This is a genomic window from Gillisia sp. JM1, assembly GCF_000424645.1.
In the GTDB taxonomy this organism is placed as follows: domain Bacteria; phylum Bacteroidota; class Bacteroidia; order Flavobacteriales; family Flavobacteriaceae; genus Gillisia.
The window spans coordinates 22,696-42,718 of sequence record NZ_KE384219.1 but is presented as its reverse complement, the minus strand read 5'-3'; the positions used below and the strand labels follow the sequence as shown (position 1 = coordinate 42,718).

The 20,023-nt window shown below is 34.3% G+C and carries 23 protein-coding genes and 1 tRNA gene; 16 read left to right on the top strand and 8 right to left on the bottom strand.

All coding sequences use genetic code 11. From position 1 onward, the window contains the following. Positions 1 to 7: 7 nt before the first annotated feature. Together H033_RS0114515 and H033_RS0114510 are read right to left on the bottom strand one after the other, a co-directional pair. Positions 8 to 1,159, bottom strand: a complete 1,152-nt coding sequence (locus tag H033_RS0114515; RefSeq protein ID WP_034886419.1) for a hypothetical protein — start codon at positions 1,157 to 1,159, stop codon at positions 8 to 10. A gap of 2 nt (positions 1,160 to 1,161) precedes the next feature. Next, a complete protein-coding gene (locus tag H033_RS0114510) occupies positions 1,162 to 2,511 on the bottom strand; it encodes a YaiO family outer membrane beta-barrel protein (RefSeq protein WP_081661905.1) in 1,350 nt (449 codons plus the stop codon). Positions 2,512 to 2,827: 316 nt separating this feature from the next. On the opposite strand from H033_RS0114510, the gene H033_RS20365 reads away from it, so the two are divergent. The 7 genes from H033_RS20365 to H033_RS0114475 all read left to right on the top strand — a co-directional run bounded on the left by H033_RS20365 (position 2,828) and on the right by H033_RS0114475 (position 7,969). After that, on the top strand, positions 2,828 to 3,316 hold the full coding sequence (locus tag H033_RS20365; RefSeq protein ID WP_196809456.1) for a hypothetical protein: 489 nt from the start codon (positions 2,828 to 2,830) through the stop codon (positions 3,314 to 3,316). Between the two features lie 78 nt (positions 3,317 to 3,394). Continuing rightward, positions 3,395 to 3,468 (top strand) — tRNA-Pro (locus H033_RS0114500). A 398-nt stretch (positions 3,469 to 3,866) separates the two neighbouring features. Then, positions 3,867 to 5,270: an NAD-dependent succinate-semialdehyde dehydrogenase gene (locus H033_RS0114495; RefSeq protein WP_026838948.1), complete on the top strand. Its 1,404-nt coding sequence runs from the start codon at positions 3,867 to 3,869 to the stop codon at positions 5,268 to 5,270. 162 nt (positions 5,271 to 5,432) lie between these two features. Beyond that, on the top strand, positions 5,433 to 6,065 hold the full coding sequence (locus H033_RS0114490) for a Crp/Fnr family transcriptional regulator (protein ID WP_026838947.1): 633 nt from the start codon (positions 5,433 to 5,435) through the stop codon (positions 6,063 to 6,065). Positions 6,066 to 6,143: 78 nt separating this feature from the next. Continuing rightward, the gene (locus H033_RS0114485) at positions 6,144 to 6,944 is read left to right on the top strand and encodes a sulfite exporter TauE/SafE family protein (protein WP_026838946.1); all 801 of its coding nucleotides are present in this window, start codon (positions 6,144 to 6,146) and stop codon (positions 6,942 to 6,944) included. Positions 6,945 to 6,955: 11 nt separating this feature from the next. Then, positions 6,956 to 7,336, top strand: a complete 381-nt coding sequence (locus tag H033_RS0114480) for a rhodanese-like domain-containing protein (RefSeq protein ID WP_231367640.1) — start codon at positions 6,956 to 6,958, stop codon at positions 7,334 to 7,336. Between the two features lie 9 nt (positions 7,337 to 7,345). Next, positions 7,346 to 7,969, top strand: coding sequence for a class I SAM-dependent methyltransferase (locus tag H033_RS0114475; RefSeq protein WP_026838944.1), 624 nt, complete (start codon positions 7,346 to 7,348; stop codon positions 7,967 to 7,969). 196 nt (positions 7,970 to 8,165) lie between these two features. On the opposite strand, the gene H033_RS0114470 is transcribed toward H033_RS0114475, so the two are convergent. The 3 genes from H033_RS0114470 to H033_RS0114460 form a co-directional block, all read right to left on the bottom strand. Beyond that, the gene (locus tag H033_RS0114470) at positions 8,166 to 8,594 is read right to left on the bottom strand and encodes a sulfur reduction protein DsrE (protein ID WP_026838943.1); all 429 of its coding nucleotides are present in this window, start codon (positions 8,592 to 8,594) and stop codon (positions 8,166 to 8,168) included. Then, the gene (locus H033_RS0114465; RefSeq protein WP_034886418.1) at positions 8,591 to 8,998 is read right to left on the bottom strand and encodes a DoxX family protein; all 408 of its coding nucleotides are present in this window, start codon (positions 8,996 to 8,998) and stop codon (positions 8,591 to 8,593) included. Before H033_RS0114465 ends, H033_RS0114470 begins: the two co-directional genes overlap by 4 nt. A 74-nt stretch (positions 8,999 to 9,072) precedes the next feature. Continuing rightward, positions 9,073 to 9,423 (bottom strand): hypothetical protein, encoded by a 351-nt coding sequence (locus H033_RS0114460; RefSeq protein ID WP_026838941.1) that lies wholly within the window; start codon positions 9,421 to 9,423, stop codon positions 9,073 to 9,075. A 75-nt stretch (positions 9,424 to 9,498) separates the two neighbouring features. On the opposite strand from H033_RS0114460, the gene H033_RS0114455 reads away from it, so the two are divergent. The 8 genes from H033_RS0114455 to H033_RS0114420 all read left to right on the top strand — a co-directional run bounded on the left by H033_RS0114455 (position 9,499) and on the right by H033_RS0114420 (position 17,584). Further along, complete coding sequence (locus H033_RS0114455; RefSeq protein WP_034886457.1) at positions 9,499 to 10,197, top strand: nitroreductase family protein; 699 nt, start codon at positions 9,499 to 9,501, stop codon at positions 10,195 to 10,197. Between the two features lie 139 nt (positions 10,198 to 10,336). Beyond that, positions 10,337 to 11,233, top strand: a complete 897-nt coding sequence (locus H033_RS0114450; protein WP_026838939.1) for a sterol desaturase family protein — start codon at positions 10,337 to 10,339, stop codon at positions 11,231 to 11,233. A gap of 14 nt (positions 11,234 to 11,247) precedes the next feature. Next, positions 11,248 to 12,582 (top strand): MBL fold metallo-hydrolase, encoded by a 1,335-nt coding sequence (locus tag H033_RS0114445; RefSeq protein ID WP_026838938.1) that lies wholly within the window; start codon positions 11,248 to 11,250, stop codon positions 12,580 to 12,582. 199 nt (positions 12,583 to 12,781) lie between these two features. Next, entirely contained in the window at positions 12,782 to 13,267 is a 486-nt protein-coding gene (locus tag H033_RS0114440) for an acetyl-CoA carboxylase biotin carboxyl carrier protein subunit (protein ID WP_026838937.1), read from the top strand. Between the two features lie 64 nt (positions 13,268 to 13,331). Further along, the gene (gene accC, locus H033_RS0114435) at positions 13,332 to 14,774 is read left to right on the top strand and encodes an acetyl-CoA carboxylase biotin carboxylase subunit (protein ID WP_026838936.1); all 1,443 of its coding nucleotides are present in this window, start codon (positions 13,332 to 13,334) and stop codon (positions 14,772 to 14,774) included. A gap of 147 nt (positions 14,775 to 14,921) precedes the next feature. Next, complete coding sequence (locus H033_RS0114430; RefSeq protein WP_026838935.1) at positions 14,922 to 16,463, top strand: acyl-CoA carboxylase subunit beta; 1,542 nt, start codon at positions 14,922 to 14,924, stop codon at positions 16,461 to 16,463. 144 nt (positions 16,464 to 16,607) lie between these two features. Then, complete coding sequence (locus H033_RS0114425; protein ID WP_026838934.1) at positions 16,608 to 17,165, top strand: YeeE/YedE family protein; 558 nt, start codon at positions 16,608 to 16,610, stop codon at positions 17,163 to 17,165. Positions 17,166 to 17,167: 2 nt separating this feature from the next. Next, positions 17,168 to 17,584 (top strand): DUF6691 family protein, encoded by a 417-nt coding sequence (locus tag H033_RS0114420; protein WP_026838933.1) that lies wholly within the window; start codon positions 17,168 to 17,170, stop codon positions 17,582 to 17,584. A gap of 2 nt (positions 17,585 to 17,586) precedes the next feature. On the opposite strand, the gene H033_RS0114415 is transcribed toward H033_RS0114420, so the two are convergent. After that, positions 17,587 to 18,225, bottom strand: coding sequence for a trimeric intracellular cation channel family protein (locus H033_RS0114415; protein ID WP_034886417.1), 639 nt, complete (start codon positions 18,223 to 18,225; stop codon positions 17,587 to 17,589). Positions 18,226 to 18,395: 170 nt separating this feature from the next. Between H033_RS0114415 and trxB the strand changes: the two genes are divergently transcribed. Next, positions 18,396 to 19,376, top strand: a complete 981-nt coding sequence (gene trxB, locus H033_RS0114410) for a thioredoxin-disulfide reductase (protein ID WP_026838931.1) — start codon at positions 18,396 to 18,398, stop codon at positions 19,374 to 19,376. A 77-nt stretch (positions 19,377 to 19,453) separates the two neighbouring features. Here trxB and H033_RS0114405 read toward each other — a convergent pair whose 3' ends face one another. Together H033_RS0114405 and H033_RS21665 are read right to left on the bottom strand one after the other, a co-directional pair. Beyond that, positions 19,454 to 19,711, bottom strand: a complete 258-nt coding sequence (locus H033_RS0114405; RefSeq protein WP_026838930.1) for a hypothetical protein — start codon at positions 19,709 to 19,711, stop codon at positions 19,454 to 19,456. Positions 19,712 to 19,859: 148 nt separating this feature from the next. After that, positions 19,860 to 20,021: a hypothetical protein gene (locus H033_RS21665; protein WP_155827852.1), complete on the bottom strand. Its 162-nt coding sequence runs from the start codon at positions 20,019 to 20,021 to the stop codon at positions 19,860 to 19,862. Positions 20,022 to 20,023: the final 2 nt, after the last annotated feature.

Here is a 20,023-nt window from a genome sequence, read left to right as displayed (position 1 = left end):
AATCCACTTATTCTTCAATATATTCTTCAAGAATAGTATTCATTAAAGGGCGGTAGTATTTCCAGAAAAAACTGGCTCTTTCTGTAATATCATCTTCATCGTAAAACATGCCTTTAAAATACCCTATTCCTTTAAAATAAGATGAATTATAGTTTATAGGATTATCACTAAAATCTCCGGAAAAGTAAAAGAAGCTATAATCCGAATCTTTATGCATTGTTATTGCCGGGAAGTTATTAGGAATACCATATTTGTTAAGTTCTTTAATTCCCTCCTTATTGGCTCTTATATCAAAAGATGATATTACTTGGTTAACATTTGTGTCAGGTTTCATAACATCAAACCAAAAGGAATATTTAATCTCTTTAGGCAATCCATAATGTTCCTGAGCAAACTGAGTGCTAATAATTTGCGGCATTGGATTAGTAAGATGTGTATCTTCTTCCAGGATCACCACTTGTTCTTTATCATTTACGAATGCAATTCCAGATTTTTTAAAAGGCCATTGATTGTTATGAGCCTTTTTATAATTTTTAATTAACCATTTTGGTAGTTCTTTGTTTACTTCCAGATCTAGATTATCAAAATATCGGGCAGTCCATCCTGTCCATTCTAAGGCAAACGTCTCTTCAAAGACTGTTCTATTTCTGGATTGGGTGGGAGAACCTATCGTATTGAATTCAGTAATTATCAGCTTTTTTTTCTCCTTCATTAAAGCTAGTAATTCCAAATCCTTATCACTTAAACCACCATATAGCATTCCAGAACGTTCATTTAGGTTGGTGTGCTGAAACCATTCATTATTATAAATCCCATAAGTATCTGTAAAATACACCATATCTGCATCATCACTTAATTGATCTAGCTGTTTGGAGGTAAATCGCTCCAGACCTTTTAACTTGTATTCCTCATCTTCCAAAGGAAAAAACCCAAAATAATCATGGTCTATCTCATAAGGATCTATGGATGTTTTTGTATATCTATTATAATTTAGGATCCAGTTAAAAGAGATGTGTTCCTGGCCTTGTTTTGTTAGCACTGTTTTATCTATAATAGCTGCTACAAACTTAGTTTTAGGTGTAAACACCCAGGCAAGCCACATAAATAAAGGTAAAAAAAGGAGCAATAAAATAATTGTAAAGACAATGTTCTTTTTCATTTTTAAAACCTTTTGGTAAATCCTGCACCTACGGTGAATTGATATCCTTTTTTATCTAGTGCGTATTCTTGATTTTCTGCTCCTACATCTATAGATAATATATTAGTCTGTTTTATAGATTTTCTATAGCCTAAAGAAATATTGCTAGACTCTAAATTCTCTTGATCAAGAGATCCAATTACCTTGTTATTTTCATCTAACAAAATATAATTTTCAGGTCTATCTGGAGAAAGTCCTGTGCCTATTCTCAAACTTAAATAATCATCTGCTCCAGCTAAATAATACCTCACAGACAGAGAAATAGATTTAGAAAGTGAAATATTAGAGGGTGTTAAATAGGTTCTTAAATTGAACCAATAATTGCTGTAGTATTTCCCTATAGAGGCTGTATATATCCAAGTAGACCGGCTAAAGCTTAGGAATCTAAAGCCTAAATCTGCTTCAAAAGATTTTGGAAGATTGGCATACAAGGAAAAACCAGCACGATATCTAGGGAATATCCCTCCGTTTTCTGAAATACCTCCACTTACATAAGCATAAAATGTGTCGGAGATCCTTGGGTAAGCATCTACTTCAAATTGTACCCCGTTAGTTGTAAATCTGTTTGCATAGTTAAGTCTTCCGGTAACCGAGCCAATTGGAGTTTGCCTTCCATAACTTACACTTGCCAAATGCCAAGGATCACTAAAACGCTCATCGAAATAGACAAAATCATAATCTACCCCAATTTGATTTTTTGAAGAAAGGTCTTTGATCTTCTGACTAAATGCTCGAGCTTCAGAATCCTTAGGATGAAAAACCAATAATTCTTCAAGAGTCTTATTTGCTTCAGCAAATTCTTCAAGATTATTTTGAATTTTAGCCTTCAACATTAAGAGGCCTTTAGAGTCCGGGTTTTTTTCGATTCCTGGTTCAATTACTATTAAAGCTTTCTTTGGATTATCGTTCCAATATTCTAAGTACCCGTAGGCTAGATGTGCATCTTCATACCCAGGGTCTGTCTCAATCACTCTGTCGAATTCTTTTCTTGCTAATCCCACTTCATCTGTCCACGTATAAAGTCTTCCCAGGAAAATTCTAATATCAGAGTAATTTGGACTAATCTCCAGAGCTTTTTTTGTAATTCTTATGGCTTTAGGATAATCATCTTCATCAAATGCTGCAGTTCTTGCATTTATGAACAATTCGTCTGAGGATAAGGTGTCTTGGGCATTTAAAGATGTAGTGATAATTAGAAAAAATAATAATAAACTGAAGGGTGGATAAAATTTAATTTTTCCAGCAACTAAGTTGGGTAGGTGATATATCACTAAAGGGGCTTTTAGGGTAATTTTAATTAATTGGGTAAACATATTTTGCAATAACTATTGGATATAATGACAGTTATGTAAATGCTTAAACAAATAAAAAAATAAAGATAAATAAATTATAATGTCTCAAAAATTAGTTTGCACTTTATTTGAATCATTTTACACTACCATCAATAGAAATTTAAATAAAGGAAAAAATAATTTTTAAAACTTAAACCCCTGTTTATCGTAGTTCTCTGTTTGTTATTTAATCACTGGTAAATAGAAGAAGGTTATTTTTAAATCATCATGAATGCTAAACTATTACAACCCATTCCTACGTAAACAGTTGACATGAGCAGAAAATTATATTGATATCTTGATCAAGCAAAGGGATAGATGGGCTCGTGGACTTTGGGAAACTATGAGATTGCATAAGGATCTGTTCTTTAACAGAAAGTATAGAGATATGGGTTTATTCTATTATCCATATTGGATGTTCTTTGAATTAGGTGCACCTATTGTAGAATTTTTTGGATTATTAAGTTTAATTGTATTTACAATACTGGGTCTTATCAATTGGAATATTGCAATACTCTTTTTTGTATGTGTATATCTTTTAGGTTGTATATTTTCTACTATTTCTATTTTTATATACGTTAAGAATTTTAAACATTATACTACGGGTAAGGAAGTAGTGGAGCTTTTGCTTGCGGCTTACTTAGAACCTTTTATATATCATCCAATCTTAGTTTTAGGGCAAATCCAAGGCTATTATAAAAAGATCTTAGGAGTTAAATCTGGATGGGGTAATATGGATAGAAAAGGTTTTCAAACACTTCCTAAATATAAAGCTGAGAGATTGTAAAGCTTCAAATAAGCTGCTATGTTTTTGTTTACCTTATTGATGTTTGAGAATTAATATTAAATTTGAATCAAATAAATTCGGGACGTGGTGCAGTCCGGTAGCATGCACGGCTGGGGGCCGTGTGGTCGCAGGTTCAAATCCTGTCGTCCCGACTAAGTTGAAGATGATTCAGTCTTGACTGGACCATTTTTGTTTCCAACTGCGTCAAAAGCTAAGCTTTTGTAAGTGGATGGAAATAAAAAGAGGACGCCGCAAGCGTTCATTTTCTATTTGCAACAAGGGTTTTTAGGATTCTTTAAATCCTGTCGTCCCGACCACAACAAAAAGCGACACGAAAGTGTTGCTTTTTTTATTTTTGAGCTCTTCAGCTTTATTTATGAATTAAAATCCCCAAACCAGACCTAGTTAAACTTCATAAAAAATCTTGGTCAATTGTTAAATAGCTATTAAAAATTGCTCTTAAATAAAGCTTTAACGTCCATTTAAGAGCCATTACAGTCGCTTTATTTTACTTTTAAGTAAAAAGATTGCAAACTTAAAATAAAACGATATGTCTTCAGAAAAAGAGAAAAATAAAGATGAAATAGTAACAATTAACCCTGCTACTGGTGAAAAAATAAATTCCTATAAATTAATGAGTACAAAAGAGGCTGAAGATGCTGTTAAAAAGTGTCATGAAGCCTTTTTAAAATGGAGACTAAAATCTCCTGAGGAAAGAGCAAAGGTAATTAAAGCAATTGGTAAGAGTCTTGGGAAATATAAAGATGAATTGGCTAAGCTAATGACTCAGGAAATGGGGAAATTAGAAACACAAGGTGGTGATGAGGTTGATCTTTGTGTTGGTATTTGTGATTGGACCGCAGCTAACGCTCCAGAAAGTTTAAAATCTGAAGAAAGAGAGCTTCCAGATGGTGGAAAAGGACATGTAACCTATTCTCCAATAGGAGTGGTATACGGAATCCAACCATGGAACTATCCAACTTACCAAGTAATAAGATATGCTATTGCTAGTTTAATGGCTGGGAATGGAGTGTTATTAAAACATGCCGCTAATGTTACTGGATCCGGGCTTTTAATTGAAAAGGCATTTCTAGATGCCGGATTACCAGAACATCTGTTTACAGTTCTAAGAATCTCTCATGACACTTCAAATAAAATAATCGAAAATGATCTTGTCCGCGGAGTTACCTTAACTGGAAGTCCAACAGCTGGAAAAGTAATTGGTGAATTGGCAGGGAAAAATTTAAAGAAGTCTGTCTTGGAATTAGGGGCTAATGATGCCTATATGGTGCTGGAAGATGCAGATGTTGATTTAGCAATAGAAATGTGCGTGAAAGGTCGCCTTTATAATAATGGAGAGACCTGCATAGCTGCAAAACGTTTTATCGTGGTAGACGCAGTTTATGAGGAGTTTAAAAAAGGCTTTGTTTCTAAGATGAGTGCTATTAAACACGGTGATCCAACAAAAGAAGGTAGTGATATTGGGCCAATGGCAAGAAAAGATCTTCGAGAAGATTTACATGAACAGGTAACTGAAAGTGTGAAAAATGGAGCAGAGATCTTATGTGGAGGAAAAATTCCTGAAGGGAAGGGATATTATTATCCAGCAACTGTTTTAGGAAATGTAAAACCGGGGCAACCAGCCTACAGTGATGAGCTGTTTGGACCTGTGGCATCATTAATCCATGCCAAGGATGATGAAGATGCCATGAGACTTGCTAACGACAGTAGATTTGGACTTGGTGGTGGTATCTTCTCTAAAAATGAAGATAAAGCGATTGAGTTAGCTAGTAAGTACTTTGATACTGGAATGGTATTTATAAATTGCTTTGGATTAGCCATACCCAATATGCCTTTTGGAGGAGTTAAAGATTCTGGATATGGAAGAGAACATGGTGGTTTTGGATTATTCGAATTTGTAAACGTGAAATCTATAATGTTAATGAAGAATTAATTTTCTTAAATAATACTGAAGTGAAAAGGTGATGGTAAAACATCACCTTTTTTTGTTTTAGTTTAAAAAATTGCTCGTTGGTTATTATAAAATTACTCACTTTGTATAATGCTGGAAATATCAATTAATTAATATTATTTTTAAGCTTTAGAAATATACTACATGTTACAAGAGGTGTTTGATGCATATTCGTTTGTATTTGAAGAGGAACTATTAGAAGAAATTTCAGAAGTAGGAATTCTTAAAGAGTTTAAAGAAAATGAAATGATAATAGAAATAGGGGATAGCGTTAGCTCTATGCCTTTATTATTAAGTGGAGCCATTAAAATATTGCGAGAAGATCAAGATGGAGATGAATTGCTGCTTTACTTTCTGGAACGTGGAGATACTTGTGCCATGACTCTTTCATGTTGCCTGGGACATGCCAAAAGTGAGATCCGTGCTGTAGCTGAAATGCCAACTAAGTTGATCATGATTCCCATTGAAAAAATGGAGGAATGGATCTCTAAGTATAAAAGCTGGAGGGATTTTGTTTTTGAAAGTTATCATTCCAGACTTTCAGAAATGCTGGACACTATAGATACCATTGCATTTTTGAATATGGATGAGCGTTTATTGAAATATCTTAGAGATAAAGCCAAGATCAATCAGAATGAATTGGTGCAAACAACGCATCAGCAAATAGCATATGATTTACACACATCAAGAGTTGTAATTTCTAGATTACTGAAGAAATTAGAGTTAAAAGGGACCATTGCACTTAACAGAAATAGTATTGAGGTAATAGACCTTTAAAATGAATTCAATGTGTAACCAATGTTACTGTATAGGGAAAGTAAGTGCAATACATTTGCCGTATTCTAAAAAACAATAATGGGTATTATCGAAATCTTAGGTTACGTTGGCGCTTTAATAATAGGACTTGTATTAGGTTTAATCGGCGGCGGCGGCTCTATCCTCACAGTTCCAATTTTGGTTTATTTGTTAGCAGTAAATCCAGTGACTGCTACTGCATACTCACTTTTTGTTGTAGGTGCTACCTCTCTGGTTGGAGCAGTCAAAAATATAAGGAAGAAACAGGTAGATCTAAGAACCGCATTTGTATTTGCAGTACCTGCTTTTATTGCGGTATACGCTACTAGAATGTATCTAGTTCCAGCAATTCCAGACACTCTATTTTCTGTTGCGGGGTTTGAAGTAACCAAGAACATTGGTATTATGCTCTTTTTTGCCATTATCATGGTGGTGTCTTCTATTTCCATGATCTTGAATAATAAGGTTGAAAGTGATGTTGAAGAAAAAACAGTTTACAACTATCCATTAATAATTTTAGAAGGAATAGGTGTTGGGTTGCTTACTGGAATAGTAGGTGCCGGAGGAGGATTCTTAATTATTCCTGCTTTAGTGCTATTAGCCAAACTCCCTATGAAAAGGGCGGTGGCAACATCTTTATTGATCATTGCTATAAAATCTTTAATAGGATTTATTGGGGATATTCAGAATATGGATATAGACTGGGTGTTCTTACTTATATTTACTGGCTTGTCTATTGTAGGGATATTTATTGGAATGTATTTGAATAAATTTATAGATGGTAAAAAGCTGAAGAAAGCCTTTGGATGGTTCGTTTTAGTAATGGGAATCTATATTATTTGGAAAGAAATAAGCGCTTAAAAATTTAAGATATGTCAAAATTAAAATTAATTGTTATTATGGGATTCTTCGCTTCAATATTTGGTTTAAATGCTCAAAGCATAAAAGAGATCACTGTTTTAGATGCAACAGAATTCAAGGAGAGAATTTCTGAAGGAAAAGTTGCTTTGGTTGATGTTAGAACCGCAAATGAATTTAATGCAGGGAATATTAAGAATGCAGAAAATATAGATTTTTTCGATCCGCAGTTCATCACCTGTTTTTCAGAGTATGATAAAGATGAACCTATCTATGTGTATTGCCAAAGTGGTAATAGAAGCGGAAAGGCTTCAAAAAAGCTAGCTGCAGTAGGCTTCACTAAGATCTACGATCTAAAAGGAGGATATTCTGGTTGGAAGAATGCATCAAAATAAATTATAAATATGGATCACGTTGAGTCTAAAAAGAAACATTGGGAAACTATTTATGACACCAAAAAATTAAACGAAGTTAGTTGGTATCAGCCGGTTCCTGAAACTTCTTTAAATTTCATTAACTCTGCTGAAGTATCTAAAGATGCTCAGATTATAGATATTGGTGGAGGAGATAGTTTTTTAGCAGATAATTTAATCAGCCTTGGATATACTAACCTAAGTGTATTGGATATTTCAGGAAATGCTATAGAAAGAGCAAAAAAAAGATTGGGTGAAAATGCTGATGAAGTTACTTGGATAGTTTCAGATATCACCGCTTTTAAACCAAGCATTTCTTACGATATTTGGCATGATCGCGCTGCATTTCATTTTTTGACCTCATCAGAAGATATTCAGAAATATTTGGATACTATGGAATCTGCGATAACACCAAAAGGCTATTTGATACTTGGAACTTTTTCTGAGAATGGACCAACAAAATGCAGCGGTATTGAGATCAAACAATATTCTATAGAAGAACTAAAAACTGCTATTCCAGATAGCTTTAAATTTATTGAAGGTAAAAACATAGATCATCCCACTCCTTCTGGAAGTATGCAGAATTTCACTTTTTGTAAATTTCAGAAAATTTAAACAGTAGGATATAATACAAGTTATTTTACAAGTCAAAATCTAAAGCCTCGATGATCTGGGGCTTTTTTCATTTACATTTTTTTTTGAATTATTGTAGAAGTTTCAACCTATAGATTCCCATATTACTATATTATAATTTTGAGTATTAAACTCCCTCAATTTTTATTAAAATGAGGGAGTTATTTTATAATAGTTACTATAATGCTATGTTGTGGTAGCCTTTCTTCTGAAGCTGAAAATCGTAAAGAATTCCATTATCTACAACTTCAATTTGTTCAGATAAATCCTCTTTTGAAACCTTGAATTTTTTAAGAGAAAAACCGCAAGCCACAATGCTTATATGCTGCTTTTTTGCTTGATGTAAAAAATCGTGCATCAATTCTTTGTTTGCGAGATCTTCCACTGTTTTTCCGCAAATAATTACCTGGAAATCCCCATAATTATTTCCGTCTTCATTTGCTAATGCTTCCGCAGCCAAAAATATTGGTTTTAATTGGGCAACTTTTTTGGTTAATACCACGTAGTTATTCTTTGAGCTATCGTGTTGTTTATTTTTTATAGTTTGTGCATTTAAGGATGTAATTCCAATTAATAAAATTAGTGCACTAGTTAAAATAGTTTTCATAAGTTATTTTTTTTATTGTTATTAAAATCGTTTAAAATAAAGAATAGAAGTCCTCCTAAAATGGCTATGTTCTTAAACAAAGGGCCTAGAGTAGTGATTTGTCCTACTTGAATTGTTAATGTAATAGGAATTAATACTGCACAAAGTAAGATTGCTGCCCATTTTGTTTTGTATCCCATTAATAAGCTAATGCCTGCAATAAGCATGACAATTCCAGAGCTAATGACCATTAATTTGGGCTCTCCAAAAAAATGAGCGATTCCTTTAAATCTTGCTTGTTCTATACGTAGTAGTGTTTTTTCTAAGTTTAATAAGTGGCTAAAACTTGCTACTAAAAAAATACCGCTTAACATAACTCTAAATAATACTAAAGAGCGTTTGCTAACCAAAATATCAGTTTTCATTTTATAATGTATTAGTTAAGATCATTAAAAGTGAATTCACTTTTAATGATGAAAAAATGTATGTAAAAACTGATTTAAACTTTAGGGGGAGGATAGCGATTATTAAAATAGTCCGACGGAATTGTAGAAATTCTGTAGTCTATTTTTTGTAGATATTTTGGCTGTAATAAATTATCCCAATTGGATAATTCCAAATTGTAAGGGGTGGCACATACATACTGAAAAGTATCATTTATATCTGACTTCAGTAAAGAATATTGTGCAGTAGCATTGGTAGATTGCAGATTAATTTTTTTACAATGCGGATTTATGTGAGAAACAAAATCAGTTTCTGTAGTAAATTCTATAAATTTAGCATCTATAGAAACTAGTTTTCCTATAAAAACGATAAGTAATATAAAACCTATGTAATTTTTGTACCTCATTCAATCAACAAATATATAATACATGCATAGATTTATATGTTACAATTGTTACAAACTGATTTATAAATCATGAAGATGAGTATAGCAGCAGAAAAAAAGATAGTGATCAACGGGTATAAGCACACATTATTTGAATCTGGCTCATTATCTAAAGAAGAACTTTTGAAGACTTCAAATCAATTTTTTGAACATCTGGATAAACGACGTTCTGTACGAGATTTTTCTGATCGAGAAGTTTCAAAAAAAGCTATAGAAAACATAATCAAATCGGCTTCTACAGCACCATCAGGAGCTCATAAACAACCATGGACCTTTTGCGCCATTTCAAATTCAGAATTAAAATCTAAGATAAGAGAGGCTGCAGAAGTAGAAGAGCAGGAAAATTATTCTGGCCGAATGAGTGAAAGTTGGCTTAGAGACCTTGCTCCCTTGGGAACTACCATGGAAAAGCCATTTTTAGAAGAAGCTCCTTGGTTAATTGTAGTTTTTAAAAAGGTTTATCAATTGGATGAGACTGGTGCAAAACATAATAATTATTATGTGAATGAGTCTGTTGGAATTGCATGCGGAATGCTAATAACTGCAATCCATAATGCAGGTTTGGTTACCTTAACGCATACTCCAAGTCCTATGAATTTCCTTAATAAAGTATTGGAGCGCCCATCGAATGAGCGGGCTTATTTATTATTGCCGGTAGGTTATGCAAAAGATCCCGCGTATGTTCCAGATATCGAGCGAAAGGAACTTGATGAGGTATCTCAATTTTACGAATAAACTTTAGAAAATAATTACCTAAAAAGAAAACCTCCCAACATTATAAACTCCTTACCAAAATTGAAAATAGGAAGTGTAACATATGTTACTTCCTTAACGCATGCAAATGTTTATTTTTGCCTAGTAAATTTAAAATAAGTTGGAGAAGTATTTAAAAATAATACAAGAATCGTTCTCAGGATATTTTAATTATCTGGTGCAAGAAATAACAAATCCCTCGTGGACCAATTATTTCTATTGGCTAATTGGATTGTCTTTACTGGTATGGACTTTAGAAGTCCTTATACCATGGAGAAAGAATCAAGGTGCATTTAGAAAAGGCTTTTGGTTAGATTCCTTTTATATAGTTTTTAATTTCTTTCTTTTCTCTTTAATTGGGTACAATGCAATATCCAATGTAGGAGTAGAGCTATTCAATGACTTTTTAGGTTTATTCGGGATAGAGAATATGGTAGCCATTAACATTCAGGGTTTACCTGTTTGGAGTCAGCTGCTTATCATGTTTGTAATAGCCGATTTTATCCAGTGGAATGTACATAGACAATTGCATAGAATTCCGCAGTTATGGGAATTCCATAAAATACATCACAGTGTAAAGGAAATGGGTTTTGCCGCTCAATTCAGATTTCACTTTATGGAAACCATCATTTATAAATCGGTGCAATATATACCGCTTGCCATGATTGGTTTCGGGATACAAGAATTCTTCGTGATCTATATGTTTTCTGTTTTTATAGGACATTTAAATCATGCAAATGTGGGATGGAATTATGGAATTTTAGGCTACATATTTAACAATCCTAAAATGCATATTTGGCATCATTCAAAAGAATTACCAGAAGCACATCCCTATGGAATGAATTTCGGTTTGTCCTTAAGCATTTGGGATTATTTGTTTGGTTCGGCATATGTTCCGAAGAATGGAAAAAATATAGAAATAGGTTTTGAGGGAGATGAAGATTTCCCTGAAGACTTTGGGAGCCAAGTTTTGTTCCCGTTTATAAATAGAAGTAAATCAACACAAAAAATTAAATAACAAATACGTAGAAGATGAAAGTAAAACAATTTAACGATGCCCCGTTGGCACATTATTCCTACGCAATTGTAAGTAACGGTAAAATGGCTTTAGTAGATCCTAGTAGAGACCCTATGCCTTACTACAAATATGCTGAACAAGAAAATGCAGAGATCGTTGCGGTTTTTGAATCGCATCCTCATGCAGATTTTGTAAGTAGTCATTTACAGATCAGTGAAGAAACTGGAGCCGATATTTATGTGAGTAAATTATTGGGAGCAGATTATAAGCACAAAGCATTTGATAATGGGGATTCCTTAAAAATGGGCGATGTTACTTTTAAAGCCATAAATACACCTGGTCATTCACCAGATAGTATTACTATAGTTGCTGAAGAAGGAAAAGAAACCATTTTATTTACAGGTGACACCTTGTTTATTGGGGATGTTGGGAGACCAGATCTACGAGAAAATGTTGGGAACATGACAGCAAAAAGAGTAGAACTAGCTAAGGATATGTATCATTCTATCCAAAACAAATTCAATGATCTTCCAGATGATGCTATTGTATACCCGGCTCACGGTGCAGGATCTCTATGCGGAAAGAATATGAGTAGCGATCCTTCCAGTACCTTAGGGAACGAACGAAGAGGAAACTGGGCTTTTCAAAAGCAAACGGAAAAGGAATTTCTTGCTGAAATATTAAAAGATCAACCCTTTATTCCATCTTACTTTGGTTTTAATGTAGATATCAATAAAAAAGGAGCAGAAAATATTAATAGAGCTAAAGGAATAGATCTTAGATTGAACGTGACTGAATTAGATTCCAGTATCGTTAAAGTCGATATAAGAGATCAGGAAAAATTCAAAAAGGCGCATCTTTTTAATAGTATCAATATCATGGCAAGCACTCCAACTCAAAAATTTGAGACCTGGTTGGGAGCTATCATCGAGCCAAATGAAGCTTTCTATATTGTTGTAGACAGTGTAGATGAAATAGATGAGACTTTAAGCAGAGTTGTAAAGATTGGATACGAAAAGCAATTAATGGCTTTTGTTACCTTATCTAATGAGGTTTCAAATTCTTCTGATGAATTGGATCTAAAAGATTTCAAGAATAATCAAGATAAGTACACCATTGTAGATATTAGAAATGAAGGAGAAATTGCTGAAGGTAAGATCTTCGAGCAGGCGATTGGTTCACCTTTAAATGAATTGAGAGATAATTTAAATGAAATCCCAACAGACAAGCCAATAGTGGTTCACTGTGCAGGAGGATATCGTTCTGCAGCGGGAAGTAGTATTCTTGAAAACAAGTTTAAGAATACCAAGGTCTATGATCTAAGCGATGCTATAAGCGAATTTAGCTAAATAATAAATGGAAGAGAGATGATCTTTTCTAATCGTTTTCTACCCTAACTAGAAGTTTAAAAGCCTTTAAAGTTTAATTACTTTAAAGGTCTTTTTGTTTTTTATACCTAGCAACTTCAATGCGGAATAATTAAATTTTGCTTGGACATTTTTCTATATTTACAACTTTCAATGAAAATTGGCATTCAAACTATGAATAATGGATAAAAAATATAAAGTAAAGGTGAACGACTCTTATGAGCATCAATTCACCGAAAAGGATATTAATTCACTCGATACTCAGGAAGTTTCACCTTCTAAAATTCATGTTTTAAAGGATAGTTCTTCATTTAAGACTGAAATAATAAAATCAGATTTTCTTAAGAAAACTTATTCTATAAAGATCAATGCAAATATTTATGAAGTGCAGATCTCTAATGAGCTGGATCTTTTAATTGAAGAGATGGGATTAACTATAGTTTCCTCTAAAATAGTGAACGATATTAAGGCTCCAATGCCAGGATTGATCCTGGATGTTTTGGTGGAGCAAGGAGCAAGTGTTAAGGAAGGCGACTATTTAGTTGTTTTAGAAGCTATGAAAATGGAAAACACACTTACTGCTCCAAGAAACGGAGTAGTGAAGGCTATTTCAGTTAAAAAAGGCCAAACGGTAGATAAGAATCAGCTTCTTATTGAAATGGAATAGAACAAGTCCTTCGGTTTTTCTTCCGAAGATTTCAAGTTATAATAGATTACAATTCTAGATTTAAATGAAAAAAATATTAGTTGCCAATCGTGGGGAGATTGCATTACGAGTAATGAAGACCGCGAGAAAAATGGGCATTAAAACAGTAGCTATTTTCTCTAAAGCAGATAGAAATGCACCACATGTAAAATTTGCAGATGAGGCGGTTTGTATTGGAGAAGCACCATCTAACCAATCTTATTTATTAGGGAGCAAGATTATTGAGGTTGCAAAGGCGCATAATGTAGATGCTATTCATCCAGGATATGGATTTTTAAGTGAGAATGCAGATTTTGCAGAGGAAGCAGAAAAGAACGGGATTATATTTATTGGGCCCGGTTCTAAAGCAATTCGAATAATGGGAAGTAAGCTTGCCGCGAAGGATGCGGTAAAAGCTTATGACATTCCAATGGTACCTGGAATAGATGAGGCTATTACAGATGTGGAGAAGGCAAAACGAATTGCCAAAGAAATAGGATTTCCAATTCTTATAAAAGCTTCTGCCGGGGGTGGAGGTAAAGGAATGAGAATTGTAGAAAAGGAATCGGAATTAGGAGATCAAATGAAACGTGCAATCAGCGAAGCAGAGTCTGCTTTTGGTGATGGTTCGGTCTTCATTGAAAAATATGTGGGTTCTCCAAGACATATAGAAATTCAGGTATTAGCAGATACTCATGGTAATTTTGTTCACCTTTTTGAACGTGAATGTAGCATTCAAAGACGTCACCAAAAAGTGGTAGAAGAAGCACCTTCTGTAGTTCTAGATGAAAAACTTCGAAAAGAAATGGGAGCGGCAGCAATTAAAGTGGCAAAAGCTTGTGATTATGTTGGGGTTGGTACAGTAGAATTTTTAATGGACGAACAAAAAAAATTCTATTTCCTAGAAATGAATACCCGTTTACAAGTAGAACATCCAGTGACAGAATTTATAACAGGTATAGATCTGGTGGAGCAACAAATTAAAGTTGCAAGAGGCGAGAAATTGGCTTTTGGTCAGGAAGATCTTAAAATAAAGGGACACGCTTTAGAATTACGTGTGTATGCAGAAGATCCTATGGAAGATTTTATGCCTAGTGTTGGAACATTAGAACGCTATAGAACTCCAAGTGGTGAAGGGATTAGACTGGATGATGGTTTTGAAGAGGGAATGGAAGTGCCTATTTATTATGATCCTATGTTGTCAAAATTGATCACTTATGGAAAGACCAGGGAAGAAGCAATCCAATTGATGATTTCCGCAATAGATTCTTATGAAGTTGCAGGGGTAAAGACGACGCTTCCTTTTGGGAAATTTGTGTGTGAACATGAAGCCTTCCGCAGCGGGAATTTTGATACTCATTTTGTGAAGAATTATTATTCTGCAGAAAAGCTAGCTTCCAAGATTGAAGAGGAGTCAGAATTAGCTGGGATTATTGCAATTAAACAATATTTAAAAGATCAGCAATTAACAAGATTACCTCACAATTAATTTACATTTAAATTAAAGGGAGATGTGTCGCTGTTTTATGCAATATATTAGGTAATCGTCTAGTCACCCTGTCCCGATGCTTCGGGACAGCATGACGAAAAACTTTAAAATAACTAGTTGAAAAAGTATTAAAATCATAATAAAATTATGAGCAAGAATATAGAAATTTTAAATAATAAGATTGCTGAAGCTCATTTGGGTGGAGGTGAAAAACGCATAGCCAAGCAACACGAAAAAAAGAAGTTGACCGCTCGGGAGCGTGTGAATTACTTTTTAGATGAAGGATCTTTTGAAGAGATCGGGATCTTGGTAACTCACCGTGCCACAGATTTTGGAATGGAGAAACAGCAATTTTATGGAGATGGTGTTGTAACCGGATATGGTACCGTAAATGGAAGATTGGTATATGTTTTTGCTCAGGATTTCACCGTTTTTGGTGGCGCTCTTTCTGAAACACATGCCGAAAAGATATGCAAGGTTATGGATCATGCTATGAAAGTGGGAGCTCCAATTATTGGATTGAATGATTCTGGTGGAGCTAGAATTCAGGAAGGGGTAAGATCTTTAGGTGGCTATGCAGATATTTTCTACCGAAATGTTCAAGCCTCCGGAGTTATTCCACAGATCTCGGCTATTATGGGACCTTGTGCTGGTGGTGCAGTGTATTCTCCTGCTATGACAGATTTTACTATAATGGTAGAAGGAAGTAGTTATATGTTTGTTACTGGCCCTAACGTAGTAAAAACAGTGACCAATGAAGAGGTGACTTCAGAAGAATTGGGGGGAGCAAGTACGCATTCCACCAAGTCTGGAGTAACTCATTTAACTTCTAATAATGATATCGCATGTTTGGAAGATATCAAGCATCTATTGAGTTATTTACCTCAGAACAATAAGGAGACCGCTACTAAGTTGCCTTATGAATTGACAGATGAAATAAGAGAAGTTTTGGATGATATGATTCCAGAGAGCGCCAATAAACCTTATGATATGCATGAGGTGATAGAGGGAATTATAGATGAAGACTCTTTCTTTGAGATTCATAAAGATTATGCAAATAATATTATAGTTGGATTTGCCAGATTAGGTGGAAGAAGTATTGGAATTGTTGCAAATCAACCAATGAGCTTGGCTGGTGTTCTGGATGTAGATTCATCTAAAAAAGCAGCCAGATTTACAAGATTCTGTGATTGTTTCAACATCCCACTTTTAGTTTTGGTAGATGTTCCGGGATTCTTGCCTGGTACAGATCAGGAATGGAATGGTATCATTTTGCATGGTGCAAAGCTTTTATATGCATTAAGTGAAGCAACGGTGCCTAGAGTTACAGTTATTACGAGAAAAGCCTATGGAGGTGCTTATGATGTGATGAATTCTAAACATATTGGAGCCGATCTAAACTTTGCATGGCCAACTGCAGAAATTGCAGTGATGGGAGCAAAGGGAGCCAGTGAGATCATCTTCAGAAAAGAGATCCAGGAATCTGAGGATCCAGAGTTGATCCTTTCTGAAAAAGAAGCAGAATATGCAGAGAAATTTGCTAATCCGTTTGAAGCTGCTAAACGTGGATTTATAGATGAGGTGATCATGCCGAGAGATACCAGAAAGAAATTGCTGAAAGCTTTTAGTATGTTAGAGAATAAGAGTGTTCATAAAATAGATCGTAAACACGGGAATATTCCTTTATAATATCATTTACAAGATTATGAGCCGGATCATTCTTTTTGTTCCGGCTTTTATTTTTAAGTTTTCCCTATTCTTTCCGACTGTAACATTTGTTACTGTAAACCCATCTAAAAAATGTGTTCTTTGCACTCAATAAAATTTTAAATTATGGAATGGATCTTTGAACCTTGGCCTTGGTATGTAGCCGGACCACTTATAGCTATAATAATGTTTCTCTTGATTTTTATTGGGAAGCAATTTGGAATGTCCTCTAACCTTCGAACTTTTTGTACGATGTGTGGAGCAGACAAAACTGCCGATTTTTTCAATTTCGATTGGAAATCTCAGAGATGGAATTTGGCAGTAGTTGTGGGTGCCGCCCTTGGAGGTTTTATAGGAGCACATTATTTATCTAATGATTTAGCAGTTGCAATAAACCCGGACACTATTTCAACCCTAAAAGAATTAGGATTCAATAGTGCAGGTTCTGCATATTTACCAGATGAACTTTTTAGTTTAGACGCCTTAACAAGTGTGAAGTCTTTATCTCTACTTTTAGTTGGTGGACTACTTATTGGATTTGGTGCTAGATATGCAGGAGGATGTACTTCTGGTCATGCAATTTCTGGATTAAGTAATTTACAGCTACCATCACTTATTGCCGTAATAGGATTCTTTATTGGAGGATTATTTATGGTTCATGTTTTATTCCCCTTAATATTTTAGAAATGAAAAAAATACTTAGTTATTTATTTATAGGAATGTTCTTCGGAATTGTAATGTACAAATCTGAAGCAGCATCATGGTTCAGGATCTATGAAATGTTTCAATTTCAATCCTTTCATATGTACGGAATTATTGGATCTGCATTGGTTCTAGGAGTTATTGGAGTGCAATTGATTAAGAGAAATAATCTTAAATCTTTTTATGGGGAGCCAATAAAATTTGTTCCAAAGGATAAAGGGATTACAAGATATTTAGTTGGAGGTACTATTTTTGGTCTTGGTTGGGCATTAGCTGGATCTTGTCCTGGTCCAATTTACACTTTAATTGGTGCTGGATATGTATCAATAATAGTTGTACTCTTAGGAGCTATTTTAGGAACTTTTATCTACGGCTTGATTAAGGATAAATTACCGCACTAAAATTAAGATGCCTTCTCATCTGGAGGATCTATGTAAAAGGATGGAAGTGCGATTTTAAATTTCACCACTACTAGTCGAATACTTATTACTATTAGGGAAGTGACTACGTAAATTACATCATTATCTACATTAAGATCATACAGGATAACATAGGCAAGAGCTCCAATAATACAAGCGGTAGCGTATATTTCTTTTCTAAAGATCACTGGTATCTCATTACAAAGAATATCGCGAATTACACCTCCAAAAGTTCCAGTAATGGCACCTAGAGCAATAGAAATTATAGGGCTTAGTCCGTTTTCTATTCCTGCTTCTACTCCTGTAATGGTGAAAACCCCTAACCCAATAGTGTCAAACAGAAAAAGAGAGGTTTTTAAATGATTGATCTTATGCCTAAATATGATAGCCAAAAAGGTTATGATACTAATTAGGTAGATATAAAATGTGTTTTCCATCCACATTACAGGATTATTGCCAATTAGAATATCTCTAACTGTTCCTCCTCCGGTAGCAGTAACAAAGGCAATTATAAAGATTCCAAATAGATCAAGTTTTCTGGACATAGCAGCCAGTGCTCCAGAAATAGCAAATGCCACGGTACCTAAAAGATCGAAAGTGCTGAAAAGTGAAAAGTCTATCATTGGCGACAAAGTTAATTCTTAAAATAGTATATACTAATAGGATTTATTAAAATTGCCTTTGTCAAACATTGCTATTCAATAGAATTATAAACAAATAGTAAATCTTAATGAGAAAACCTGTAAGTTTTTGACTAAACTCCCTACTTTTACAGGAATAAATAAATATTGAAATGTCAGATACTGTAGAAAGAATAAAATGTTTGATTATAGGTTCGGGCCCTGCTGGTTATACAGCAGCCATATATGCAGCCCGTGCAGATATGCATCCAATTATGTATACCGGAATGGAGCCAGGTGGCCAATTAACCACCACCACTGAGGTTGATAATTTCCCAGGATATCCTGAAGGAATTGATGGGCCAGCTATGATGGTAGATATGCAAAAGCAAGCAGAGCGTTTTGGTACTCAAGTAAGACTTGGGATGGTTACAGAAGTTCAGTTTAATGAAGAGCCGGGTGGTATTCATAAGGCTTGTATAGATAATTCTACTTGGGTAGAGGCCGAGTCAGTTATTATTTCGACAGGTGCTACTGCAAAATATTTAGGATTACCTAGTGAGCAACGCTTGCGTGGAGGTGGAGTTTCTGCCTGTGCAGTTTGTGATGGGTTTTTCTACAAAAATCAGGATGTTGCTATAGTTGGTGGGGGAGATACCGCTGCAGAAGAGGCAACATACCTTGCTAATATTTGTAAGAAGGTAACAATGTTGGTGAGAAAGGATCAGATGAAAGCTTCAAAAGCTATGCAACATAGAGTTACTAATACCAAGAATATAGATCTTAGATACAACACCGTAATTGATGAAGTTTTAGGAGAACAAGTAGTAGAAGGTTTAAGAATGGTAAATAATGTTACTGGTGAGAAGGAAGAAATTGCTATTACCGGATTATTTATTGCTATTGGCCATAAACCAAATACCGATATTTTTAAAGGGCAGTTGGAAATGGATGATATGGGCTATTTAATTACTAAAGGAAAATCTACCAAAACGAATCTACCAGGAGTGTTTGCCTCAGGAGATGTACAGGATAAAGAATATAGACAAGCTGTTACTGCGGCTGGTACAGGTTGTATGGCTGCCTTAGATGCAGAACGTTATTTAAGCTCTGTGGAAGAATTAAAGGAGAATAAAGTAGAAGCTGATTTGTAATCTGTAAAGGATTACATTTTGAAATAAAAAAGCCTCTGCAATTGCAGAGGCTTTTTTATTTTTCAAAACAGATAGAATTAATTATCTATTTTAATTTTCTTTTCTACTGAACCGTCTTCGTTCACTTCAATTTTAATTTTTTTATCGTCAGTTTTAATTTTTACTTTATCACCTTCATTATTTACTTTCACTTTATCATCTGCATCTAAGTTCATTTCTTTACGAATTGCACTTTCATCATCCAAATCATCTGTTTTATCATCTGTATCTCTACAGGACACTACTGCTAAAGAAAGCATAGTGAAAATCAAGCCATTTCTTAAAACATTTTTCATTCTTTTATTATTAAGGGATTAGTGTAGATAAACTTACTACTTTTCTCAAGATGTCAGTTTAAAATCAACTTTTTTTAGAAAGAGCAACTTTTAAAAAATTGAGGCTCATATTAATATAGAAAAAGCCCCCGTATTTTGGGGGCTTTATTTAGCTTGCTAAACAGGCTTTTGAAGATCTGGTGAGCATGTCTATTTTTTGCTGTTGGTATAGCTCTAAATACTGACTATTTTCAGTTATTTTTTCTTCAGTTGTTTCTCCAGAGAAAATGGATAAAACCAATACGATTATAAGTTTAATTAATGCTATCATGA

What these genes read in the sequence shown, in the direction of transcription:
- H033_RS0114515 (WP_034886419.1), bottom strand. Translation starts at nt 1,159, where the DNA reads ATGAAAAAGAACATTGTCTTTACAATTATTTTATTGCTCCTTTTTTTA.
- H033_RS0114510 (WP_081661905.1), bottom strand. Translation starts at nt 2,511, where the DNA reads ATGTTTACCCAATTAATTAAAATTACCCTAAAAGCCCCTTTAGTGATA.
- H033_RS0114495 (WP_026838948.1), top strand. Translation starts at nt 3,867, where the DNA reads ATGTCTTCAGAAAAAGAGAAAAATAAAGATGAAATAGTAACAATTAAC.
- H033_RS0114490 (WP_026838947.1), top strand. Translation starts at nt 5,433, where the DNA reads ATGTTACAAGAGGTGTTTGATGCATATTCGTTTGTATTTGAAGAGGAA.
- H033_RS0114485 (WP_026838946.1), top strand. Translation starts at nt 6,144, where the DNA reads ATGGGTATTATCGAAATCTTAGGTTACGTTGGCGCTTTAATAATAGGA.
- H033_RS0114480 (WP_231367640.1), top strand. Translation starts at nt 6,956, where the DNA reads ATGTCAAAATTAAAATTAATTGTTATTATGGGATTCTTCGCTTCAATA.
- H033_RS0114475 (WP_026838944.1), top strand. Translation starts at nt 7,346, where the DNA reads ATGGATCACGTTGAGTCTAAAAAGAAACATTGGGAAACTATTTATGAC.
- H033_RS0114470 (WP_026838943.1), bottom strand. Translation starts at nt 8,594, where the DNA reads ATGAAAACTATTTTAACTAGTGCACTAATTTTATTAATTGGAATTACA.
- H033_RS0114465 (WP_034886418.1), bottom strand. Translation starts at nt 8,998, where the DNA reads ATGAAAACTGATATTTTGGTTAGCAAACGCTCTTTAGTATTATTTAGA.
- H033_RS0114460 (WP_026838941.1), bottom strand. Translation starts at nt 9,423, where the DNA reads ATGAGGTACAAAAATTACATAGGTTTTATATTACTTATCGTTTTTATA.
- H033_RS0114455 (WP_034886457.1), top strand. Translation starts at nt 9,499, where the DNA reads ATGAGTATAGCAGCAGAAAAAAAGATAGTGATCAACGGGTATAAGCAC.
- H033_RS0114445 (WP_026838938.1), top strand. Translation starts at nt 11,248, where the DNA reads ATGAAAGTAAAACAATTTAACGATGCCCCGTTGGCACATTATTCCTAC.
- H033_RS0114440 (WP_026838937.1), top strand. Translation starts at nt 12,782, where the DNA reads ATGGATAAAAAATATAAAGTAAAGGTGAACGACTCTTATGAGCATCAA.
- accC (WP_026838936.1), top strand. Translation starts at nt 13,332, where the DNA reads ATGAAAAAAATATTAGTTGCCAATCGTGGGGAGATTGCATTACGAGTA.
- H033_RS0114430 (WP_026838935.1), top strand. Translation starts at nt 14,922, where the DNA reads ATGAGCAAGAATATAGAAATTTTAAATAATAAGATTGCTGAAGCTCAT.
- H033_RS0114425 (WP_026838934.1), top strand. Translation starts at nt 16,608, where the DNA reads ATGGAATGGATCTTTGAACCTTGGCCTTGGTATGTAGCCGGACCACTT.
- H033_RS0114420 (WP_026838933.1), top strand. Translation starts at nt 17,168, where the DNA reads ATGAAAAAAATACTTAGTTATTTATTTATAGGAATGTTCTTCGGAATT.
- H033_RS0114415 (WP_034886417.1), bottom strand. Translation starts at nt 18,225, where the DNA reads ATGATAGACTTTTCACTTTTCAGCACTTTCGATCTTTTAGGTACCGTG.
- trxB (WP_026838931.1), top strand. Translation starts at nt 18,396, where the DNA reads ATGTCAGATACTGTAGAAAGAATAAAATGTTTGATTATAGGTTCGGGC.
- H033_RS0114405 (WP_026838930.1), bottom strand. Translation starts at nt 19,711, where the DNA reads ATGAAAAATGTTTTAAGAAATGGCTTGATTTTCACTATGCTTTCTTTA.
- H033_RS21665 (WP_155827852.1), bottom strand. Translation starts at nt 20,021, where the DNA reads ATGATAGCATTAATTAAACTTATAATCGTATTGGTTTTATCCATTTTC.